We start from the raw sequence: 22,280 nt of genomic DNA, 5'->3' as shown, positions 1-22,280 counted from the left end.
GTTCCGTTCCCGGACCGGAAGCGCAGGTTGAAATGTTGTTTCCGGTCACTGATGCCTGAGAAAATCCGATCCGGGAGCGGTTCCGTTCCCGGACCGGAAGCGCAGGTTGAAATGTTGTTTCCGCCGACCCCCTGCATGCAGGGGGTCGGCCATTTGTCAGGCCAGAGGGCGTGTTGACATGTGATGGCAACGCGTCTTCGGACAAGGCATGACGCGCGTGGTTCGGCTCTGTGCGGTCGCAGGCGGGCGGCGCGCGGGTGTCGAATCGCCGTATCAAGGCCACGGATGCCACAAGTCAACAGCCCCTGAAGAGATGCATCGTGGACTCCGAAAACACCGAGAACTCCGACTCCCCACTGCTCACCTCGCGCATTCGCGATTTGCATCTGACCAAACCGGTCATTCTGGATGCGACCGCCACGATTCGCGATGCCGCCGCCAAGATGCGCGCGCGTCGCATCGACGCGATCCTGGTTCGCGACGAGACCCGTCACGGGGTTTTGACCAGCGCCGACATCCGCGACGCTCTGGCCCTTTCCGAACTGCCCGTGGACTCCCCCATCGGACCGATCTCCACCTGGAAGCTGGTGATGGCATCGCCGGACGAGTTGCTTTTCAAGGCCCTCCTGACCATGACCAAGCGCGGCATCAGTCGCGTGGTGATCGGCTCGGGCGCCCATGTGGTCGGGATCCTGGGTTTGACTGAACTCCTCTCCTTTCTCACCAACCACGCCTCCCTCACCATTCAGCGTATTCTGCGGGCCACGACGCTCGCCGAGTTGGCCGATGCCACCAGCCATCAGCCGATGATGGTCGAGTCACTGGTCACCAAAGGGCTCAAGGCGCGTCACATCGGTCGCCTGGTGCGCGAACTGGATCGTCAGGTCTATGAGAAGGCTGCCCATCTGCTGGCCCCGCCGGAGCTTCTGGATCATGTTTGTCTGCTGGTGATGGGGAGTGAGGGACGCGGGGAGCAGATCACCAAGAGCGATCAGGACAATGCCATGATCGCCGACGAGAGTTGCCCCACCGAGGCGTATGAAGCCTTTGCCCATGCTTTCACCGCGGCCATGGCTCAGTTGGGATATCCCCCCTGTCCGGGTAACGTGATGATGACCAACCCGCAATGGTGCGGACGGGTCGCGGACTATGAACGGTTGATTTTATCCTGGATTCGCCAGCCATCCCCATCCAACCTGATGCAGTTGGCGATTTTTTTCGATGCCCGTCCCATGGCGGGACGAAACATCCTGTTCCAGCGCGCGCGGGATTTCATGCTGGAGAATCTGCCGAGCGACCCGAGTTTTTACGCCCATTTCGCCAAGCCGATCCTGACATTCGATACCCCTCTGGGATTTTTGAATCGGTTCATCGTGGAAAAGGGGAACAAACAGGGGCAGATCGATCTCAAAAGAGGAGGCGTGTTTCCGATCGTTCACGGGGTGCGCAGTCTGGCCCTCGAGCATCGCATCAAGGATCCCAACACGATCCATCGCATCCGCGGTCTGGCGCGGCGCGGGGTGCTCGAGAGCACCTTTTGCACGGATCTGATCGATGCGTTCGATTTTCTGAGCGCCTTGCGGGTGCGGGTGAAGCTGGATCCGCATCTGAAACATGGGGCAGAGGGTGATTATTTGCTAATCGAGAATCTCGGCAGACTCGAAAAGGAGTATCTGCGAGATTCCCTGGTGGTGGTGGATGGGTTCAAGGATTTGATGATTCACCATTTCAGATTGAGGCAGTTGCAATAGAGTCGGTGGGGGAGCCGGGAATGGCGATTGAGATTTTGATTGTGGATGATGCGCCGAATATCGTTTTGTCCTTGGAGTTTTTGATGAAGAAAGAGGGCTTTTCGGTGCGTTCGGTGGGGGATGGAGACTCCGCGCTTCTGGCTGTGGAGGAGAAAAGACCGGATCTGGTGTTGTTGGACGTGATGATGCCCAAGAAGAACGGCTACGAGGTGTGCGAGGCGTTGCGCGCCGATCCGCGTTGTCAGGGGGTGAAGATCATCATGCTGACCGCCAAGGGACGCGAGGTGGAGCAGGAAAAGGGGTTGGCCCTGGGTGCGGACGACTATGTGACCAAGCCCTTCGCCACCCGTGAACTGGTGCTCAAGGTACGTGCCATGCTGGGATTGTCCAACGATTGATGGAACATGAATATTCGTAGTCGTTTTTGGGGGATATTGGGGATCTTTCTGCTGTTGGCCTTGGGGGGGCTGGGCGGAATCGTCTGGGAGGCGTCGCGGAGCATGCCCGAGGTGGATGCCGCCACGTATGCGTGGTTGCAGAGCCAGTTGGTTTATCTGCTGTTGCTGGTGTTTGTGATTTTCGGGGTGTTGGCGCAGATCTGGGGCTGGCTGGATGGCGCGGTGTTCAAGCCGATGATCCAGGTGACCCGTGATGTGGGGATCATCGCCGGGGCGGATCCGGCCCGCGAGATCCAATTGCGTCCCGATCACCTGTTGGGAGAGTTGCCCGACGCGGTCCGACAGGTGGGGACCGCGCTGCTTTCCGCCCGGCGGCAGGTGGGCGAGGCGTTGGCCAATCAGGTCGAGGGGCTGGAACGGCTGGAAAAGGTGATCAAGCACCTGAACGTGGGGCTGATCGTCATCAACGCCGATGCCGGGATCGTGCTCTACAATCTGGCCGCCCAGAATCTCTTCCGCACCCGCCAGGATGCCCTGGGGTTGGGTCGCTCCCTGTACGAACTGTGCGCCCGCATGCCTCTGGAGACCACCATGGAGTTCCTCAACCGCTGTCACGCCTCTCCCGAGGGGTGCGCGGACAAGGGGGATGCCCGTTTTTTTTGCGCGGCCCTCCACGAGGATGTGATGCTCGATTGCGCCATGAGCCTCTTTCCCTGTCAACGGGCGGACCAGAACTACTATCTGATCACCTTCGAGGAGGCGACCCGGCGCGTCTCCGGTCTGCGCCGCAGCGACCGGCTGATCCGTCATACCCTGGAGAACATTCGCGGTCCGGTGGCCAACCTGCGCGCTGCCGCCGAGACCCTCATGGATCACGACGACATGGATCACCAGGAGCGCGAGAAGTTCGTCAAGGTGATGCATGACGAGGTGGCGGAGCTTTCGGTGCGACTGGATGCCATCGCCACCGAGGCCGATACCCTGGCCGCCGAACACTGGGTGTTGAACGATGTGTTGACCTCGGATCTGATCGAGGCGTTGAACCGACGCATGGAACGGCATCACGGCATGTCGGTGCGCGCCGTGGGTGAGGCGTTGTGGATCCAGGCCGATGCCCCGGCACTGCTGTTGGCCCTGGAGAGCATGCTCGCCAAGATCCGGTTTCACGCCGGGCCGGTGGAGATCGAAATCGAGGCGTTGATGGGCAATCATCGGATCTATCTGGATCTGATCTGGCCCGGCTCGGCGATCTCGGCGCGCATCGTCGAGTCGTGGCATGCCGAGAAGCTCGAGGATGGTGGCGCGGTGATGCGTCTGGAGGAGATCCTGGAGCGGCACGGTTGCGAAATCTGGAGTCAGGCGCACCGCCGTCCGGGGCATGCCATGCTGCGTTTGCCGGTGGCCCCCTCGGCGCGACAGTGGCAGTTCCATGTGGTGGAGATCTCCGAGCGTCCGGAGTTCTACGATTTTTCGTTGATGAACAGTTTCAGCTCCCTGGGCACCCGTCTGGCCATGCCGCTGGCCAATCTGAGCTATGTGGTGTTCGACACCGAAACCACCGGCTTGCAACCCTCGAAGGGGGATGAGATCATCTCCATGGCCGGAGTGCGCATCGTCAATGGCCGGGTGTTGTACGGTGAGCGGTTCGAGCGTCTGGTGAATCCCGGTCGTCCGATCCCCGCCGAATCGACCCGCGTACACGGCATCACCGATGCCGATGTGCAGGACAAGCCGACCATCACCGAGGTGCTGCCGCAGTTCAAGGCTTTTGTCGGCGATGCGGTTCTGGTGGCCCACAACGCCGCCTTCGACATGCGTTTCCTGCAACTCAAGGAGGAGAGTTGCAAGTTGCGGTTCGACAACCCGGTTCTCGATACTCTGTTGTTGTCGGTCTACCTGCACGACGAGGTGACCGATCACACCCTGGATGCCATCGCGGACCGGTTGGGGGTGGATGTGCAGATCCATCTGCGCCATACCGCCATGGGCGATGCGATGGTCACGGCGGATGTGTTTCTGAAACTGTTGGTGATGCTCAAGGCCAAGGGGGTTTCCTCGTTGGGTCTGGCCATGCAGGCCTCGGACAGCATGGTGCGGATCCGTCGTCAGCAGGCGGAGGCCAACTACTGACATGCCGATGATGAAACGTCGCAGGGAGCGTCTGGTGGTGTTGGCCGTGCTTGGGGTGCTGGCGATCAACTATCCGTTGATCGCCCTGTTCAGCCAGGAACGGATGGTCCTGGGCGTGCCGATGTTGTGGTTTTATCTATTCATTTTCTGGTTAGGTTTCGTCGTGTCGATCGCCCTGATCATGCGGCGACTGCCCGGCGACAAGGGCTGAGCGATGTCCTGGCAGTGGATCGTTCCCCTGATGTCGATCTCTTATCTGGGGCTGTTGTTCGCCGTGGCCTACCACGCCGACCGCCAGGCGGCGCGCGGTCGATCCCTGGTCAACAACCCCACCATTTACACCCTCTCCATCGCGGTCTATTGCACCTCCTGGACCTACTACGGCAGCGTCGGGCGCGCGGCGGAGACCGGCATCGGTTTTCTGCCGATCTTTCTGGGGCCCACCATCATGGCCGCCCTCTGGTGGCTTCTGCTCACCAAAATCATCGCCATCTCCAAGGCCAACCACATCACCTCCATCGCCGACTTCATCGCCTCGCGCTTTGGCAAGAGTCCGGTTCTGGGCGGCATGGTGACTCTGTTCGTGGTGATCGGCGTTCTGCCCTACATCGCCTTGCAGCTCAAGGCCGTGACCGTCAGCCTGGATGTGCTCGTCCATCATTTGGACGATTTTCAGGACATGCGGGGTTCCACCGGGGCCGGGTGGGGCGATACGGCGCTTTACGTGGCCATGATTCTGGCCTTGTTCTCGATTCTGTTCGGCACGCGCCATCTCGATGCCAGCGAACGCCACGAGGGGATGGTGACCGCCATCGCCTTCGAATCGATCGTCAAGTTGGGGGCCTTTCTGTTCGTCGGGCTGTTCGTCACCTTCGGTTTGTTCGACGGCTTTGGCGACCTGTTCCGCAAGGCCATGGCCGATCCGTCGCTCAAGCGTTTGATGACCTTCGATGCCATGCCCGGTGGATTTGCCGCCTGGTTCTCGATGACCCTGATCGCGATGATGGCGGTGATGTTTCTGCCCCGGCAGTTCCAGGTGCTGGTGGTCGAGAACGTCAATCCGGTCCATATCCGTCAGGCCTCCTGGCTGTTTCCGCTTTATTTGTTGGCCTTCAACCTCTTCGTGCTCCCCATCGCCCTGGCCGGACGGCTGTTTTTTTCCGGCGGGGGGATGGATCCGGACACCTTCGTCCTGATCCTGCCGATCCAGGGCAACCAGGTGTGGCTGGCGTTGTTCGTCTATCTGGGCGGGCTTTCGGCGGCCACCAGCATGGTGATCGTCGAGGTGATCGCCATGTCCACGATGGTCAGCAACGACCTGGTGCTTCCCCTGCTGCTCCGTTTCCGCGCCGCCTTTCGTGAGGATCTCTCCGGAATCATCCTCACCATTCGGCGCGGCATCATCATCGCCCTGATGCTGCTCGGCTATCTCTATTTCCGTCTGATCGGCGAATCCCATACCCTGGTGAGCATCGGCATCATCTCCTTTGCCGCCGTGGCCCAGTTCGCCCCGGCCATCCTGATCGGCATCTACTGGCAGGGGGTGAGCCGGCGCGCGGCCATGGGCGGGCTGATGGCCGGCTTCATCGTCTGGTTCCACACCCTGCTGTTCGCCTCGTTCGCCAAGTCGGGCTGGATCGCCGCGAGCTTCCTCACCCACGGTCCCTGGGGGATCGCCTGGCTCAAACCCCAGGCACTCTTTGGCCTGCCCCTCTTCGATCCCCTGACCCACTCGGTCTTCTGGAGCCTTCTGGCCAACATCGGCACCCTGGTGTTGATCTCGTTGTTCGACCGTCAGACCGCCGTGGAGCAGATCCAGGCACTCAACTTCGTGAACGTCTTCGAAAAGGGGGCGCGCGGCGGCAACGAGTATCTGTGGAGCGGTTTCGTGTCTGTGGCGGAACTCAAGAAACTGCTCTCCCGTTTCATCGGTCCGGCCCAGGCGGAACTCGATTTCGCCAATTACATGCAACACCGTCTGCTCAAGCTCGAGGAGCATGCCCAGGCGCCGGCCCATCTGGTGGCCTTCGCGGAGAAACGGCTCACCGGCGCCATCGGTTCGGCCTCGGCGCGGGTGATGGTCTCCTCGGTGGTGACCGGCGAGGAGTTGGATCTGCATGGGGTGATGCGCATTCTGGATGAGACCAGCCAGGTGATCGAGTACAGTCAGCGGCTGGAACTCAAGTCCCGTCAGCTGGAGGCGGCCACCCGGCAGTTGCAGGAGGTCAACGAACGGTTGCAGGAGCTGGACCGTCTCAAGGACGAGTTCATCTCCACGGTCAGCCACGAACTGCGCACCCCCTTGACCTCGATCCGCGCCTTTTCGGAGATCCTGAGGGACAACGAGGAGATGGATCTCGGGGACCGGCGGCGTTTCACCGAGATCATCATCAAGGAGGCGGAGCGGTTGACCCGTCTGGTCAACCAGATCCTGGACCTGGCCAAGATCGAATCGGGCAAGATGGAGTGGCATCTGGAACGGGTGGATCTGGTGGAGATCGCCCAAGACGCCATCGACGCCACCCATCAGCTCTTTGAGAACAAATCGGTGCGCTTGAAATTTCATGCGCCTCTCTATCCGGTGATGCTGAAAGCGGATCGGGACAAGATCATCCAGGTGGTGATCAACCTGCTTTCCAACGCGGTCAAGTTCTGCGAGGCGTCGGTCGGTGCGGTCGAGGTCCATCTGCGTCAGGTGCCCGAGGGGGTCGGCATCGAGGTGGTGGATAATGGACCCGGCATCCCGAAGGAGGATCTGGAGAAGGTGTTCGAGAAGTTCCACCAGGTCGATCAGGCGCGCGACGAAACCATGGATGTTCCCCTGGGGACCGGTTTGGGATTGACCATCTGCCAGAGGATCATCGAGCGGCATCGGGGGCGGATCTGGGTGGAGAGCGAGTTGGGGCAGGGGGCGACCTTCAAGTTCCTGGTGCCCCTGGATCCGGGGGAGTAAGCGGCATTCCGGCCCGCGTGCCGGGGGTTCCGGTCAAGAAGACGCCAGGACCATGGGGTGACGGGTGCGCCCATCAGCCAGTTTGTAATCGGATATCACTTGTATTGACAGGGCAAGTGAGTACAATAGCGTCCATGAAGGGATGCGCGCTTCACTCATTGAAGAACAGAGGAGATCCAATGTCTGCGGAGTTGATACAACCGATTGCCTGGAGACCCGATTTTACCACCGGGGTGGGGATCATCGACGATCAACACCGGGTTCTGATCAAAATGCTCAACGAAGCGTCTACCCGACTCACCGATCAGAGCAGCCTCGAGGAGTTGGCCAAGATTGTTCAGGGGTTGATCAACTACGCCGATTACCACTTCAAGACCGAGGAGCGGTTCATCGTCGAACAGGGGTACGAGCGGCTGCGTCCCGTGGATGCCGAGGCCCATCTCGCCCAGCATCGCGATTTTGTCAGCAAGGTTCTGGCCGTGCGCGAGCAGATCCATCAGGGCCAGCGCGTGCCCAAGGATGTGTTGGTTTCGTTCCTTTCCGAGTGGTTGACCCACCACATCCTGCATACCGACAAGGCGCTGGGCGCCTTCCTTTTGGATCAGAAACAGCGGGCGGCCCAGTGATGCGTTCCGGTTATCCACGACCGAAAAGCGACTGATCGGGCGCTTTTCGGCTGGTGGCGTTTCCGTCATGTTCCCGTGGGACTCCCGTCAGGGAGGTCCACGGTACGGGGGGTGAGGGGGTTCTCCCCCCATCATGCAAGTTCCCGTGGGACTCCCGTCAGGGAGGTCCACGGTACGGGGGGTGAGGGGGTTCTCCCCCCATCATGCAAGTTCCCGTGGGACTCCCGTCAGGGAGGTCCACGGTACGGGGGGTGAGGGGGTTCTCCCCCCATCATGCAAGTTCCCGTGGGACTCCCGTCAGGGAGGTCCACGGTACGGGGGGTGAGGGGGTTCTCCCCCCATCATGCAAGTTAGTCCTTGGATGGCCAGCGGAGTGGAGGATGCATTTCGGCCTGCGTGAAAAGATGATGCTCTATCTGGTCGGGGGGGTGATCCTGATCGGTGGCGTCACGCTCACCATGGTGCGTTCCATGCAGGAGCACATCCAGCTGGAACTGACCCGCTATTCGGTGGAACGCTACGTGATGTTGCACCGGGAGAAGACCCTCGGAGGCATCCAGGGGGATCTGATGCTGGCGCTCAAGCTGGCCGATTCGGAGGCGGTGCGGCGTTGGGTGCGCGATCCAGCCAATGGGGCGGCAACCGGCCCGGCCATGCGTGAGTTGGGCAGTTTTTTGTCGCTTTTTACCAGTCACGAGATGTTCGTGGCTTCCAAGCCGACCGGACAGTTCTTTTTCGTCGATACCCAAGCCATTCGGGACTCACGTCAATCCCCCATCAAGCCGACCCAGATCCTTGGCGCGGATAACCAGGACGATGCCTGGTTCTTCAAGACCCTCGAGGATACGGCCCCGTATAATTTCAACGTCGATCACAACAACAAACTCAACGTCACCAAGCTGTGGATCAACGTGGTGATGAAAGAGGGGCAAGAGCCGGTCGGGGTGGTGGGAACCGGCATCGACATCACGAAATTCATCGAATCCTTTGTCAAGAGTCGCGAGGAGGGGGTGACCGGGATGTTCGTCAACGAGGCTGGCGCCATCCAGGGGCATGCCGACCCTTCGTTGATCGCCCAGAATGCTCCCATCAACTCGGAACAGGCCACATCGACCATCTGGAAGCTGTTGGCCAACGAACAGGAGGCGGAACGGCTCAAGTCGTTGATGACGCGGGTCAAGGGTGGTGGCCAGGGCGAGTTGTTGCAGTTGACTCTGAGTGGCGTGCCACGTGTGGTGGCCGTGGCCTACATCCCCCCGCTGAAATGGTTCACGGTGGCCGCCTTCGATCGTACCAGCGTGGTCGGCAGCCGCGATTTTCTCACCGTGCTGGCGGTCATGCTGATGGCCATGGTGGTGTCGAGCCTGATGGTCTACGTGGTCGGCAACCGTTTGGTGGTCGAGCCGTTGCGTATGTTGGTTGACGGCACGCGTCGGGTTGCGGAAGGGGCGTTCGACCTGCATCTGCCCGAGGAGCGCAAGGACGAAATCGGCGAAGTGATGGTGGCCTTCAGTCGCATGGCCAGGCAGATCTCGGAGTCCCGTCGTCTGGTGCAGACCAACGTCGCGACCATCACCGCCGCGTTGCAGCGCGCGACCGGTTACTGGGAGCTGTCCCGGATCTTTTTTACCCATGTGGCGCCCCTCCTGGATGTCGGGGTGGGAGGGTTCTATCGGGTGGATCCGTTGCGTCGGGTGCTGGTGGCCTGCGGAGGCCATGCCCGTTCCGGCTCGGATGCCGTACCGGATGAGATCCCCTTCGGGAGCGGCCTGGTGGGTCAGTGCGCCAGCGAACAACGCATGATTCGCATCGAGAACCCGCCGGAAGGGTATCTCAAGATCGGTTCGGTGCTCGGCGCGTCGCCGCCACGGGTGTTGATGCTGGTGCCGATCATGCACGCCGGAACCCTGCTCGGGGTGATCGAGATCGGCTCGTTTCGGGAGTTCCGCGACGAGGAGATCACCCTGCTCGAGGGGATTTTGACCGTGGTGGCGATGTGCATGGAGATCATCGAACGCAACGAGCGCATGGGATGCATCGCCCTGGAGGCGACGCGATGAATCGTTTCACCGCCTGGGTGGCGACCCATCCGCGCTGGTCCTGGTCCTGGATTCTGCTGATGAGTTTTGGGATCGCCTGGAGCGCGGGCGAACATCTGCGCGCCATGCAGGAGCGTGAGCGGATCGCGCTGTTGGAACTGCACGCGGAACGGACCGCCGTGGAGATGCTGGCCCTGACCATGAACGGCAATCTGATGGGCTCGGTGGCCATGTTGGGTCTGGTCGAACCGCAGGTCAAGCGCGACGCACGTCTGGAGAGCAGGCCCAACGATCCCGATTTCATCAGCATGCTCGAGAGCGTCGGTCGTTCCCACGGGGCCGAGGGTGTGTTCGTGGTGGGCACCAACGGCGTGGTGCGCAGCAGTTGGGATGACTCCAACAAGCCCTCCACCGGCATCGATGTCCGTTTCCGGCCCTATTTCAAGATGGCGTTGCAGGGCAAGCAATCGATCTACGCGGCCATCAGCCTGGCCACCGGACGGCGTGCGATCTATTTCGCCTCGCCGGTCTTCGGCACGCAGAACGTCGCCGCCGAGAAGATCGGCGCCATGGTGGCCCGCTCGGATCCCCAGTCGATCGACAAGCTGTTGTCCAAACAGTCGGATGTCACGCTGTTGTTGTCGCCGCAGGGGGTGGTGTTTTCCAGCAACCATCCGGAGTGGATCTCCTGGCTGGATCATCCTCCCACCCCGGAGCGTCTCAAGGCGATCCGCGACTTGAAGCAGTTCGGGGCTCTGTTCGAGAATCGTCAGCCGGATGTGTTGCCCCTGCGGCCCGAACCGGGCTTCATCGAGTACGAGGGGAACCGGCATGCGGTGGCCAGCGCCAAGGTGCCCTGGAACGACCCGTCCGGGGACTGGCGCCTGGTGCTGGTGGAAAACCTGGAACGCAGCGCGCCCATCGAGGGGCGTCTGGGGAGGATGATCGCCAGTGGTCTGGGCGCGTTGGTGATGCTGTGGATGATTTTCAAGGTGTTGCGCGGCCATCACGCCCAGGGGGTGGCCGGGTCGAAATTGCAGATCTACGCGGCCCGCCAGGAGCACAGCGCGCGGCATAAGTCCCGTCTGGCCCAGATGTCGGTGCGCATGCAGCAGGCCAAGGGGATCCAGGAGCTGACACGGATCTTTTTGTCCGAGGCGCATGCGCTTCTGGGGGTGTATCGGGGGGTGATCTACGTGCGCAACCGACCGGGGAGCGACACGTTGCGGCTGGAAGGCGCTTTCGGGGTGGATCGGGAGGTGCCGCGCCTGCTTCTGGAGGGGGATGGTCTGCTGGGTCAATGCGCGCATGAGGGGCGCCCGGTGATCCTGACTCCCCCCGAGGGGTATTGGGGCAAGATTCGCTCCGGTTTGGGCGAAACCACGCCCGACTCCCTGGCCATCCTGCCGATCCGTCTGGGGGACGTGGTGCTGGGCGTGGTGGAGCTGGCCACCCTCGGAGCGGACGAGGAGCAGTCCGCCGCCATGCGCGACGAAATGGTAGCCATGCTCGCCCTGAACCTGGAGATCCAGCGCCGCAACCGCGATGCCGAAGAGATTCTGGCCGCCACCGCCGAGGCCGAACGCACCAAGGCCGGTCAGTTGGTGTTTCAGCAGGCCCTCCTCGACACCATTCCCTATCCGCTCTTCTACAAGGGGGTGGATACCCGCTTCATGGGCTTCAATCGCGCTTACGAGGATGCCTTCGGGGTGAAGCGCGCGCAACTGATCGGCAAGCGGGTGGGGGATCTGGAGTACCTTCCCGAGGCGGATCGCAACGCCTATCAGGCCGAGGATGAATCGGTGATCGCCACGGGCACGACGGTGCGGCGCGAGGTATCCATGCCGTATGCCGACGGCCAAATCCACGACACCATCTATTATGCCTCGGGATTCCGTCTTCCGGATGGTTCGTCGGGCGGCATGGTCGGCACCTTCATCGACATCAGCGAGCTGCGGAACGCAGAGCGCAAACTGATGCACATGTCGGATCGCGGATTCAACCTGTTGGCCAAAAGATACGAGGAGCAGACGCGCACCCTGCGCGACGAGGTGAACGAACTGGCGCTGGCGCTGGGTCGCCCTCCCCCGTATGGTCCCGATGACGCGGAGATCGCCCCATGAAGTCGCTCCTCACGTTTCTGGAGAGGCGTCAGCTCCGCGTGAAGTTGTTGATCGGTTTCGCGGGCTTTCTGGGCGTCACCGTGGGACCGATTCTGTTCTACCTGTGGCATTTGGGTCAATTGCACGGGGAGTTGCCGTTTTTGCTGCTGGCAGGTGGCATCGGCGTCGGCGTGCTGATGGCCCTTGTGATGGGCGGTTCGGTGCGCCGTCCCATCGAACAACTGCGCGACAGCGTGGAGAATTTGGCCTCGGGCCAGCTCGACATCGTGGTGCCAAGTACCGATTTTCCAAACGAAATCGGTGATCTGGCCCGCTCCATCGCCGTGTTGCAGTCCGGCGCCATTGAAATGGAGGCGCAACGCTGGATCAAGGTCCATCAGGCCACCATCTCCACGGCGTTGCAGGAGGCGGTGGACTTCGCCGATCTGGCGCGACGCTTCCTGTCCGGCGTGGCCCCCTTGCTCCAGGTGGGGCAGGGGGCGATGTACCTGCTGGAGGGGGAGCGGTTGCGCCTGTTTGGCGGCTACGCCTTCCGGGAACGCAAGGGGTTCCATGCCATCTTCGAATTGGGCGAGGGGCTGGTCGGTCAGTGCGCCCTGGAGAAGACCCCGATCGTCATCACCCGTCCCCACCCCGACTACCTGCGCATCGGCTCTTCGGTCGGCGAGGCGATTCCCCGGGCGATCATCGTGCTGCCGGTGATCCGCAACGATCAGTTGCTGGCTGTGGTGGAGCTGGCCTCCTTCAAGATGTTCGACGCCCGGGAACAGACGCTGCTCGATGGTCTGATGCCGATGCTGGCCATGAGCATCGAGATCCTGGACCGCAACCTGCGTACCCGTCAGTTGCTCGAGGAGACGCGCCAGCAGGCGAGCACGATGGAGGTTCAGGCGGCCCAGCTCTCCGCGCAAACGGTCGAACTGGAGGAGCGGCGCAACGCGCTCCAGGCCACCGAAGAGTGGTATCGGGGCATCATCGAATCGGCTCCGGACGGGATGCTGGTGGCGGATCGGGACGGGGTGATCATCCTGGCCAATCCACGCATTCATGCCATGTTCGGACATGCCGACGGCGAACTGGTGGGCAGACGCTTCGAATCCCTCTTTCCCGAGGATTCGCGCGAGGAGAACATCGCCCAATGGGAGGTGTTCATCACCTCCGGACACGCCAGAGAGCGCGAATCGGAGGGCGAGGCGCTTTACGGGTTGCGCAAGGATGGCCTGGTCTTCCCCTTGGAGATCTCCCTGTCCCGGCTGCCGGCCCTGGGCGGACGCGGGATCTGCGTCTGCGCGTCGATGCGCGACATCACCCAGCGCAAGGCCGCCGAGGCGGCGCTGCGCGACAGCGAAGCCTACAACAAGATGCTGTTCCAGGAGTCGGCGCGTCCGATCGTGATCCACGATCCGGCGGGCCCCGGGTTCATCGACTGCAACCCGGCGGCGGTGCGGATGTACGGGTACGCCAGCCGCGAGGAGTTGTTGGGCAAGACCCCCCTGGATGTCTCCGCCCCGACCCAGTACGACGGCTCTGACAGCCGTGCCGCCATGGCGCGTATCGACATGCTGGCCCTGCATCAGGGTCCGCAATCCTTCGAATGGCGCCATCGTCGTCCGAATGGGGAGATCTGGGATGCCCAGGTCCATTTGATGATGTTCCATTTCGGTGGGCGCGAGCTGTTGCAGTTCACCCTCGACGACATCACCGAAAAGAAACGGGCCGGGGAGGAGATCGAGCGGCAACGGGCCACGCTGGGGGCGCTGATCGACTCGATTCCGGATCTGATCTCCTACAAGGATCCGGAAGGGATCTATCTTGGCTGCAATTTCGCTTTTGCCGAGCGGATCGCCAAGCCGGTGGAGGAGATCATCGGGCGCAGCGATTACGACATCTTCCCGCCGGAAGATGCCTACGAGATCCGCCAGGGCGATCACGAGATGATGGAGTCCCTGAAACGTCATGCCGAGGAGGAGTGGGTCACCTATCCGGACGGGCGTCGGGTGCTGCTCGACACGGTGCGGGCGCCGTTCTACGACGGCAAGGGGCGTCTGTTGGGACTGCTCGGGATCGGGCGGGACATCACCGAACGCAAGGCGGTGGAGCAGGCGATGGCCGAGGCGCGTCGCGCCGCCGAGGAGGCCACCAAGGCCAAGAGCGACTTTCTGGCCAACATGAGCCATGAAATCCGCACCCCGATGAATGCCATCATCGGCATGTCGCATCTGGCGCTTCAGACCGAACTCAACCAGAAACAACGCAACTACATCGAAAAGGTTCACCGTTCGGCGGAAAACCTGCTCGGGATCATCAACGACATTCTCGACTTCTCGAAGATCGAGGCCGGCAAGATGACCATGGAGCGGATCGACTTCCGCTTCGAGGATGTGATGGACCACTTGGCCAATCTGGTGGGGATCAAGGCCGAGCACAAGGGGTTGGAGTTGTTGTTCGACACCAGGCCGGACGTGCCGATGGGGCTGATCGGCGATCCGTTGCGGTTGGGACAGGTTCTGGTCAATCTGGGCAACAACGCGGTCAAGTTCACCGATCGCGGCGAGATCGTCATCGGCGTGGAGCGGGTCGCCGAGGTCGGGCAGAGTGTCGAGTTGCACTTCTGGGTCAAGGACTCCGGCATCGGCATGACCCCGGAGCAGTTGGGCAAGATGTTCCAGTCGTTCAGTCAGGCCGACTCTTCGACCACCCGCAAGTATGGTGGCACCGGTCTGGGTCTGGCGATCTCCAAGAACCTGGTCGAGCTGATGGATGGTCGCATCTGGGTGGAGAGCGAGCTTGGCAAGGGGTCGGTGTTTCATTTCCATGCCCGGTTCGGCTTGCAGAGCGAGGCGATGCCGCGACGCATGTTCCGGGCCGACGAGTTGGCCGGTCTGCGGCTGTTGGTGGTGGACGACAACGCGGCGGCCCGCGAGATCTTTGCCGACATGGCCAGTCATCTCGGATTCCATGTCGATGTGGTGCCCGATGGTCAGAACGCCTTGACGTGCATTTCGGAGAAGGATCGGGCCGGTTCTTCGTATGATCTGGTGCTGATGGATTGGAAGATGCCGGTCATGGATGGGGTGGAGTGCATGCGGCGCATCCGCGATGAGGCGTTCGTGCACACCCCGGCCATGATCATGGTGACTGCCTTCGGTCGCGAGGAGGCGCTCAACGAGGCGCAGCGTCAGGGGGTGGGGTTGCGTCATGTGGTCACCAAGCCGGTGACCCCTTCGGTGTTGTTGGAGAGCATCGGCGAAGCCCTTGGACGCGGGGTGGCGCGGGAGGGAGGCGAACGACCGGATCCGGCGGGCGAGGCCAAGGCGAAGTTGCGGGGCGCGCGGGTGTTGCTGGTCGAGGACAACGACATGAACCAGGAACTGGCCACGGAGCTTTTGGGCGAGGCCGGTTTTGAGGTGGTGGTGGCCAACAATGGTCGCGAGGCCTTGGATCGTCTGGAGGCGGGTGACCGTTTCGACGGGGTGTTGATGGATTGTCAGATGCCGGTGATGGACGGCTACACGGCGACACGGGCGATTCGCGAGAATCCGGCCTGGGCCAGGCTGCCGGTGATCGCCATGACCGCCAACGCCATGGCCGGGGATCGGGAGAAGGTGATCGCTGCGGGGATGAACGATCACATCCCCAAGCCGCTGGATGTGGTGGATATGTTCGTCACCCTGGCCAAGTGGATCGTGCCGGCGGTGAGGGGCGGCGGGTCGGTGGTGGAAGCCGGGGGTGGCGTGGCGGAACCGTCTGGCGTCATTTCCGGAGATGCGCCGTCGGGAACGGTCGCGCCGGGGTGCGCTGTCGGGGATGGGATCCCGCGCGGGATCCCGGATCTGGATGTGGAGACCGGCTTGAAGCGGATGTTGGGCAAGAAGGGGTTGTACCTGTCGATATTGCGCAAGTATCTCGCCGGTCAGAGGGATGCCCCGGCACGGATTCGCGCCGCGCTCGTCGCCGGGGATCGTGCCACCGCCGAGCGCGAGGCGCATACCCTGAAGGGCACCTCCGGGAACATCGGCGCCAACCTGGTTCAGGCCGGAGCCGCGCGGATGGAAGCGGCCATCAAGGAGGGGGGGCGGGAGGAGGCGGAGATCCTGGAGTTGCTGGTTTCGGTCGAGGCGCATCTGGGGATGTTGATTCAGGCTTTGGAGGCGGCCTTGCCGGCGGATGTGGAGGCGGCGGTTGTTCCGGTCGAGAGGCCGGCCTTGGATCTGGAGGCGTTGCGGGTCGCGTCTGGCGCGTTGGCCGGTTTCCTGGCGGATGACAACTCCGAGGCCTCGGATGTCTGGCATGATCGGTTGGATCTTTTCAAGCAGGCCATGCCGGAGCAGTGGCGACAGGTCGGTCAGGCGATCGAGGGGTTTGATTTCGAGGGGGCGTTGGAGATTCTGCGTGCGGCGTTGCGGCCTCATGGGGTGACGGTGTGAGTTGAAGCGCCGGGGTCCGGTCCGGACACTGGACCCCGGTGCCCGCGACAGTCGGTTCTTGGCTATCCTTTGGCCTCGTCTCCCCTGGGGATGGTGACAATCACCTCCAACCCCCCATCCGGACGGTTGCGCAGGGTAAGATTCCCGCCATGCGCGCGCACGATGTTGCGGGCGATCGGCAGTCCAAGTCCCGTGCCTCCGGTATCGCGGTTGCGGGAGTTCTCCAAACGGGTGAAGGGCTCGAACACCCGTTCCCAATCCGCCTCCGGAATGCCGGGTCCGGAGTCCGCGATCGAGATGCGCAACCGATCCCCCAACAGGTCGGCACGCATGCGCGCCTTTTGACCATAGTGGACCGCATTGTCCACCAGATTCACCAGACACCGCTTCAAACTCTTGGGCATGACCGGAAACGGCGGAAGATTCTCCGCGTGGATCTCTACCGTGTGTCCAAGCTCCTCGAAGGTCTCGCCTATTCCCTCCAGAAGCGCGGTGATGTCCACCCGCGCCACCGGCTCCATGCCCTCCATGCCGCGTGCATACTCCAGGGCCGAGCTGGTCATCCGCTCCATGTCGGTGAGGTTGCGCAATAGATCTTCCCGCAACGGCGACTCCTCGAGCCGCTCGACCCGCAACCGCATGCGGGTGAGCGGGGTCTTGAGATCGTGGGAGACCGCGGCCAGCAGATGGGTGCGCTCGTTGACATAGCGCTTCAACCGCTCCTGCATGGCGTTGAAGGCCGAGGCGGCATGCCTGACCTCACGCGGACCGGTGAGGGGAAGCGGCGCGTGGTTGAGATCCTGACCCAGCGCACGGGCGGCATCGGCCATCAGCAGCAAGGGTCGGGTCGCCAGTCGCATCGCGGCCAATGACAACATCCCCACCAACACGAACAGCAGCAGCAACGACCATCCCATCCACTCCGGCCATTCGAACACCTCGCCGGGGAGGTGGCTGTGGAACTCCACCCAATCCCCTCCGACCAGCTGCGTGCGCACCAGGAACGACACTCCAAGCGGCATCAGGGGTTGCATCATGCGCATGTGTCGCCAGTAATGGGGCGGATGGCGCATGCCGGGGGGCGGGATGGCCTGGGGAGGAAGCTGGGAGGGGGCGCCGGGCGCACTGGCTTGGGAGCCGGAGGGTATGCCGGGTGGGGTGTTGGTCGGGTTGCCGGAGGTGGAGGGGCCGGGGGTGATGCGGGTCTGTCCCTCCTCGGGGCTGTTGAGCACCACGATGCGCAACGGGCGTTTGGGACCGAGATAGCGGCGCAACAGCTCGACCAGACGTTCGGCGCGCGGGTCGTTGGCCCCCTCTTCCAGCTCCTGGGATGGGGGGCGGGGCGGCAGAAAGCGCACCGAGTGCAAAGGGCTTTCCCAGAGGGCGGCCACGCGGCGGCGTTCGCTGGGTGGAAGGGTGTCGAGCAGATGGACGATGGCCACGAACTCCTGAGCGGTGCGCATGCCGCCGAAGGAGGAGAGAGCCCGGCTGCGGTCGTGCAGATGAAGCACCGCGCCCGAGGCCAGGGCGAGAAACACGCCGGTCAGAAGAATCGTCACGATCCGTCCGGAGAGGGAGTTGGGAAATGGATTGAGTCTCATGGGGCGATCTCGGCGGTCAGCATGTACCCCTTGCCCCAGACGGTCTTGATGAGGGTGGGATTTTTGGGATCCTCGCGGAGTCGTTTGCGCAGCCGGCTCACCTGGACGTCCATGCCGCGGTCGAACACCGTGGCCTCGCGGGCGTGACAGAGTTCGGTCAACCGGTCCCGGTCCAGGGATTCGTTGGGATGCTGGAGAAAGACCTGCAACAGGATCATCTCCCCCTTGGTCAGATCAACGATCACCCCATCCGGAGAGAGCAGATGGCGCGCCTTGACCTTGAGGGTCCACCCTCCGAAGCGGATTTCGTCGCGATCGGGGGGTGGCGGGATGCGACCGGTGGCGCGGGAACGACGCAGCACGCTGCGGATGCGCGCCAACAGTTCGCGGGGGCTGAACGGCTTGGCGAGATAGTCATCCGCGCCCATCTCCAGCCCCAGGATGCGATCCATTTCGTCGCCGCGCGCGGTGAGCATGATGATGGCGATGTCGCGGGTCGGTTCTTCGACGCTCAACCGCTTGCAGAGCATCAGTCCGTCCTCGCCGGGGAGCATCAGGTCCATGAGGATGAGATCCGGGGTCCAGGTTTTGAGGATCTCCCACATCACGAGGCCGTTTTCCGCCTCGCGCGTCTCCAGGCCGTTCTCTTCCAGGTATTCACGGGTCAGGGTGCGGGTTTCGTGGTCATCTTCGACGATCAGAATGCGGTCGGATTGGGGCATGGTTTTGGCTTCCGGTGTTGTTGACCTTGGAACGCCCGAAGGGGGTACAAGGTCGGGATTCTCCTCCCATCGTGTCAGTTGCCCTTGAAACGCCCAAAGGGCGGTGCAAGGTCGGGGGGTGAGGGGGGCTCTCCCCAATCATGTCAATCTGTAACAAAAGTATGACACTTTGGATCAAGTGTGACAGGAATTGTCGATAAATGCCAAGATTGTGGAAAAAGGGTGACGAAGCGTGGGTGATGCTTACGGAAATTTTACAATAAAGCAGTTTATTTTCAACGTTTTTTGAACTATCTTGCCATCATCGTCAAGCTTTGAACCGATTTGTTGGACAGGTTTCGTACTCATCGATACAAGGAGAATCCCACCATGAACACGCGATTGATCAAAAAAATTCTGCCGTTGGCCGTGACCGTGGCGTTGTATGCCGGTAGCGTTCTGGCCGAGGAGAAGGCCAATACCCCTGCCGCCCCTGCCGCCCCTGCCGCGACCGAGCAGGCGATGCAACCAGGCATGTGGCCGGGTGGCATGGGTGGACCGTGGGGTGGACCGGGCATGCGTGGTGGACCGTGGGGTGGTCCTCATCGGGGTGGACCGGGTTGGGGTGGTGGCGGTCCGGGGATGGAGATGAACGGTCCGTGGGGCGAGCCGGTGGAGTCGCTGACCGCCCGTCTGGCCTCCGTCAAGCAGCAGTTGGGGATCACCGCCGCCCAGGAGGAGAACTGGAACGCCTACACCAAGGCCCTGACCGAGCAGAACGAAGCGCGGAGCAGCATGCGCAAGCAGATGGCCACCAATCCGCCGCGCGATCCCATGGAGATGGAATCGCGCCGCATCGCCGGCATGGAGAGCATGCTCACGCACAAGAAGGCGGTGTTGCAGGGCTACAAGGATCTGATCGCCAAGCTCGACGATCGCCAGAAGGCGTTGATCGGCCCGGCCCAGGTTCCGCCCTGCGCGCAGTGAGCCGTACTCAGGCTGGGGCTCGGCTCCAGATTTGAAAGGTGAGATCCGGGGCGCTCCATGACGGGGCTCCCCGGATCGAAGACGGGTGGATGGGTCCCCACGTCAGGCGGATTGGAACGGTTGGGGGTGGTCATGGCACCATTCGGAACATGCGAGGTGACCCATGCGCTCAAGATCGCGGGGATGGTTTGTGCGGCCTGCGCCGAGATCATCACCGAGGGTCTGACCGCCCTGCAAGGGGTGCGGCGGGTGGATGCCGACTGGCGCCGCAGTCGGGTCATCGTCACCTATGATTTAACGCAGGTGCGGCTCGAAGCCCTCGAGAAGTTGTTGACCGAGATCGGGTTTCCGCCCGATCCCGGTCTGCCGCACCGTTTGCGGCGCGACTGGTGGCGCTTTGCCGATCAGAACACCCTGGACCATTGCACCCACCGGAGCCCCTGTTGCAGCAAGCCCCCCCGGTGACCATAAAAACATGGCCACCTTGGGGCGTTCAACAGCGGTGCAGGGGGTCAGCTTCGGACATGACCGTGGGGGTCGATGTTCAAGTGACCACCTTGAGTTGCTGAACGCGTGACTCCCTTTGCGTCTCTGACATGAAAAGCCTGTTCTCTTTCGTGGTTGACGTCATAGTGGAAACCCTCCGGTAACTGGAAAGAGTATTTCCATCGGTGAAAGTCCGGTGCATCGCCGTGCCGAGCACCATTCGGGTCAAAGAGTAGCTTTGTGGTATCTTTCCAGCCTCGGCCTCCGTGGACCATGGTGTGTTGATAAGTTGTTGTGAATATTTTTATCTTTCTGTTAGCATCATGTAAGTTGTTGAAATCCCCATAAGTATCACAAATTTCCCACAGATTTTGACATTTGCATTGACTGTTAAAAATATCTTTTGGTAGTAATAGGGGGTGGTAAATATCATCTGGTTTGATATTGTTTCTCCAGTACTCTTCTTCTTGGATTATTTCTGATAATCTGTTTATGAGTTCTTGGTCTGGATGATAGATTAGGGGTAAATGTTTTCCTTCAAACCAGCGAAAGCGAAAGAAAGGTTTGATGAATTGTCTTGCTATCTCGTTAGAGTTTCCTTCTGCGTTTCTGATTCCGACTATATGGCTGTCTGTTGATTCTGAGGCTGTTTTGCAGGCCAATTTCACAACTTTTTCTGAGAATAATAATTTCTTCTCGTCAATATAGGCGAATTTGATATTCCAGCCCAAGGGTAGGGGATGGCTGGTCTGGAATTTTTGCAACGCTGCTTTGACGCGAACGACAAGGGAGTGCGAAAGTCCAGCGAGGATCAGTACCGGCATGGCTGAACCTAATGCGAATAATTGTTGAATAGTCTTGAAACAATATCCATAGGAATTAAAATTCGAGCCAAATCATCTGATGTCAGTCTGGCCATGGCTTCCAGAAAGGCGGGAGATAACTGGGTATGATGCTCGGTGATTTTGTCTTGTCGTTCGGAGTTTGAAAGGTGAGGATTGGGAAGCCACCAGGCTGGTTGCCAATTCACACCCATACGATTGGCCCAGGCGCGAATGCGTTGTTGCAAGATACGAACCCGGTACCAATGCCACTGCTCTTGCAAGTCCAGTTGTCTGAGCTTGCTTCCAAATTTCCGAAGTGCCATGAGATCGTTGGAGTGCAGGGTCGCACGTAGCTCATTCGCTACGTCGCGATACTGATACTGATCGCAGAAATCATTTCGATCCTGACAACTTTGTGTAATGGTTACCGGAGGTACAGCTATTCGGTCATCATCCGTGTTTGTTTCGGATGGAGACTCACTTGATTGTTCGAAGCGATCCTGTGATTTCAGGTAGTGAAAACCATGCTCGGTTATGGTGGTGAAGGCCCAAAACAGATCCTGTCTTAAAGCAGCCTGATCGTGTCTTTTGGTGTTGGTTGTTTCAACCAAAAGATGGTTTTTTTCGGCTGGGGCTACAAGGAAGTCCTGACCAAGCCGGATTCTTGTCGCAATCATCCCTTTTGCTTCGAAATGGTTCAGAAAATCCCGGAATCTTGTTGGGGGGGCAAAGGGTTCAGGAGGAAAGTCTAAATTATATTGTTTTGCATTGTGATGGATGATATCTCTGAGGCGAGCGCCAGGGACGGCTTCACCGGTTTTTTCTACAGCTTGTTCAATGGATTCACGGACTATTTTCTCCCATATCTCTTCGTTAGCTAATTCCATAATAAACATAACTCCTATATAATGACAAAAAAAAGGAGGCTGTCTCAATTTAAGCCTCCTTTTGTTCGTGTGGGCTTATCTGGCCCATTTTGAACGTATTGGAAAATATGAATAAGCAACGCTACTCCCACAATCCAGAACGGGCATGCCGTGGAGATTCTCTAGGGGGTTGTGAGAGGGGAACCCTCCTAGCCTGCTCCACTACCGATTCCGGGTGCCTTCCGCCCCATACGCGCGTCGGAACGCATTGTGCGCATATTTCGAAATTGTGAATACTGTATCAGATATACGACGGAATGCCAAGAAAAAATTGTAAGGTTGTTCAGGATGTCAGGGTGTGTTGACAT

15 protein-coding genes are annotated in these 22,280 nt (G+C 60.7%); 11 read left to right on the top strand and 4 right to left on the bottom strand.

Annotation, left to right across the window (positions count from 1 at the left end; all coding sequences use genetic code 11):
• Window positions 1–257 precede the first annotated feature (257 nt).
• From ACOY6C_RS09750 to ACOY6C_RS09710, 9 genes are all read left to right on the top strand, one after another.
• A complete protein-coding gene (locus tag ACOY6C_RS09750) occupies window positions 258–1,751 on the top strand; it encodes a putative nucleotidyltransferase substrate binding domain-containing protein (RefSeq protein WP_420905279.1) in 1,494 nt (497 codons plus the stop codon).
• A gap of 20 nt (window positions 1,752–1,771) precedes the next feature.
• Window positions 1,772–2,149, top strand: a complete 378-nt coding sequence (locus ACOY6C_RS09745) for a response regulator transcription factor (protein ID WP_420905278.1) — start codon at window positions 1,772–1,774, stop codon at window positions 2,147–2,149.
• 6 nt (window positions 2,150–2,155) lie between these two features.
• Complete coding sequence (locus ACOY6C_RS09740; RefSeq protein WP_420905277.1) at window positions 2,156–4,279, top strand: exonuclease domain-containing protein; 2,124 nt, start codon at window positions 2,156–2,158, stop codon at window positions 4,277–4,279.
• Window position 4,280: 1 nt separating this feature from the next.
• Window positions 4,281–4,490 (top strand): hypothetical protein, encoded by a 210-nt coding sequence (locus ACOY6C_RS09735; protein WP_420905276.1) that lies wholly within the window; start codon window positions 4,281–4,283, stop codon window positions 4,488–4,490.
• Window positions 4,491–4,520: 30 nt separating this feature from the next.
• Window positions 4,521–7,232, top strand: coding sequence for an ATP-binding protein (locus tag ACOY6C_RS09730; RefSeq protein ID WP_420905275.1), 2,712 nt, complete (start codon window positions 4,521–4,523; stop codon window positions 7,230–7,232).
• A 179-nt stretch (window positions 7,233–7,411) separates the two neighbouring features.
• Window positions 7,412–7,858, top strand: coding sequence for a bacteriohemerythrin (locus ACOY6C_RS09725; protein ID WP_420905274.1), 447 nt, complete (start codon window positions 7,412–7,414; stop codon window positions 7,856–7,858).
• A 380-nt stretch (window positions 7,859–8,238) separates the two neighbouring features.
• The gene (locus ACOY6C_RS09720; RefSeq protein WP_420905273.1) at window positions 8,239–9,918 is read left to right on the top strand and encodes a GAF domain-containing protein; all 1,680 of its coding nucleotides are present in this window, start codon (window positions 8,239–8,241) and stop codon (window positions 9,916–9,918) included.
• On the top strand, window positions 9,915–12,020 hold the full coding sequence (locus ACOY6C_RS09715; RefSeq protein ID WP_420905272.1) for a PAS domain-containing protein: 2,106 nt from the start codon (window positions 9,915–9,917) through the stop codon (window positions 12,018–12,020). Before ACOY6C_RS09720 ends, ACOY6C_RS09715 begins: the two co-directional genes overlap by 4 nt.
• The gene (locus ACOY6C_RS09710; protein ID WP_420905271.1) at window positions 12,017–16,447 is read left to right on the top strand and encodes a PAS domain S-box protein; all 4,431 of its coding nucleotides are present in this window, start codon (window positions 12,017–12,019) and stop codon (window positions 16,445–16,447) included. Before ACOY6C_RS09715 ends, ACOY6C_RS09710 begins: the two co-directional genes overlap by 4 nt.
• A gap of 62 nt (window positions 16,448–16,509) precedes the next feature.
• Here the strand turns inward: ACOY6C_RS09710 and ACOY6C_RS09705 are convergent, their stop codons facing one another.
• On the bottom strand, window positions 16,510–18,048 hold the full coding sequence (locus ACOY6C_RS09705; RefSeq protein ID WP_420905270.1) for a HAMP domain-containing sensor histidine kinase: 1,539 nt from the start codon (window positions 18,046–18,048) through the stop codon (window positions 16,510–16,512).
• Window positions 18,045–18,770, bottom strand: a complete 726-nt coding sequence (locus ACOY6C_RS09700; RefSeq protein WP_420905269.1) for a response regulator — start codon at window positions 18,768–18,770, stop codon at window positions 18,045–18,047. Before ACOY6C_RS09700 ends, ACOY6C_RS09705 begins: the two co-directional genes overlap by 4 nt.
• Before the next feature lie 369 nt (window positions 18,771–19,139).
• Between ACOY6C_RS09700 and ACOY6C_RS09695 the strand changes: the two genes are divergently transcribed.
• Window positions 19,140–19,736 carry a Spy/CpxP family protein refolding chaperone gene (locus ACOY6C_RS09695; RefSeq protein ID WP_420905268.1) on the top strand — a complete coding sequence of 199 codons (597 nt, stop codon included), beginning with the start codon at window positions 19,140–19,142 and terminating at the stop codon, window positions 19,734–19,736.
• Window positions 19,737–19,868: 132 nt separating this feature from the next.
• Window positions 19,869–20,201 carry a heavy-metal-associated domain-containing protein gene (locus ACOY6C_RS09690; protein ID WP_420905267.1) on the top strand — a complete coding sequence of 111 codons (333 nt, stop codon included), beginning with the start codon at window positions 19,869–19,871 and terminating at the stop codon, window positions 20,199–20,201.
• 47 nt (window positions 20,202–20,248) lie between these two features.
• Here the strand turns inward: ACOY6C_RS09690 and ACOY6C_RS09685 are convergent, their stop codons facing one another.
• Both ACOY6C_RS09685 and ACOY6C_RS09680 read right to left on the bottom strand, forming a co-directional pair.
• The gene (locus tag ACOY6C_RS09685) at window positions 20,249–21,046 is read right to left on the bottom strand and encodes a hypothetical protein (protein WP_420905266.1); all 798 of its coding nucleotides are present in this window, start codon (window positions 21,044–21,046) and stop codon (window positions 20,249–20,251) included.
• An 8-nt stretch (window positions 21,047–21,054) separates the two neighbouring features.
• Window positions 21,055–21,933: a hypothetical protein gene (locus ACOY6C_RS09680; protein WP_420905265.1), complete on the bottom strand. Its 879-nt coding sequence runs from the start codon at window positions 21,931–21,933 to the stop codon at window positions 21,055–21,057.
• Window positions 21,934–22,280: the final 347 nt, after the last annotated feature.

Origin of the sequence: Candidatus Magnetaquiglobus chichijimensis, from assembly GCF_045865675.1 — a bacterium.
Taxonomy (GTDB): Bacteria; Pseudomonadota; Magnetococcia; order Magnetococcales; family Magnetaquicoccaceae; genus Magnetaquiglobus; species Magnetaquiglobus chichijimensis.
Note: the sequence above shows the minus strand (reverse complement) of the source record. Positions and strands in the feature narration are given on the sequence as shown.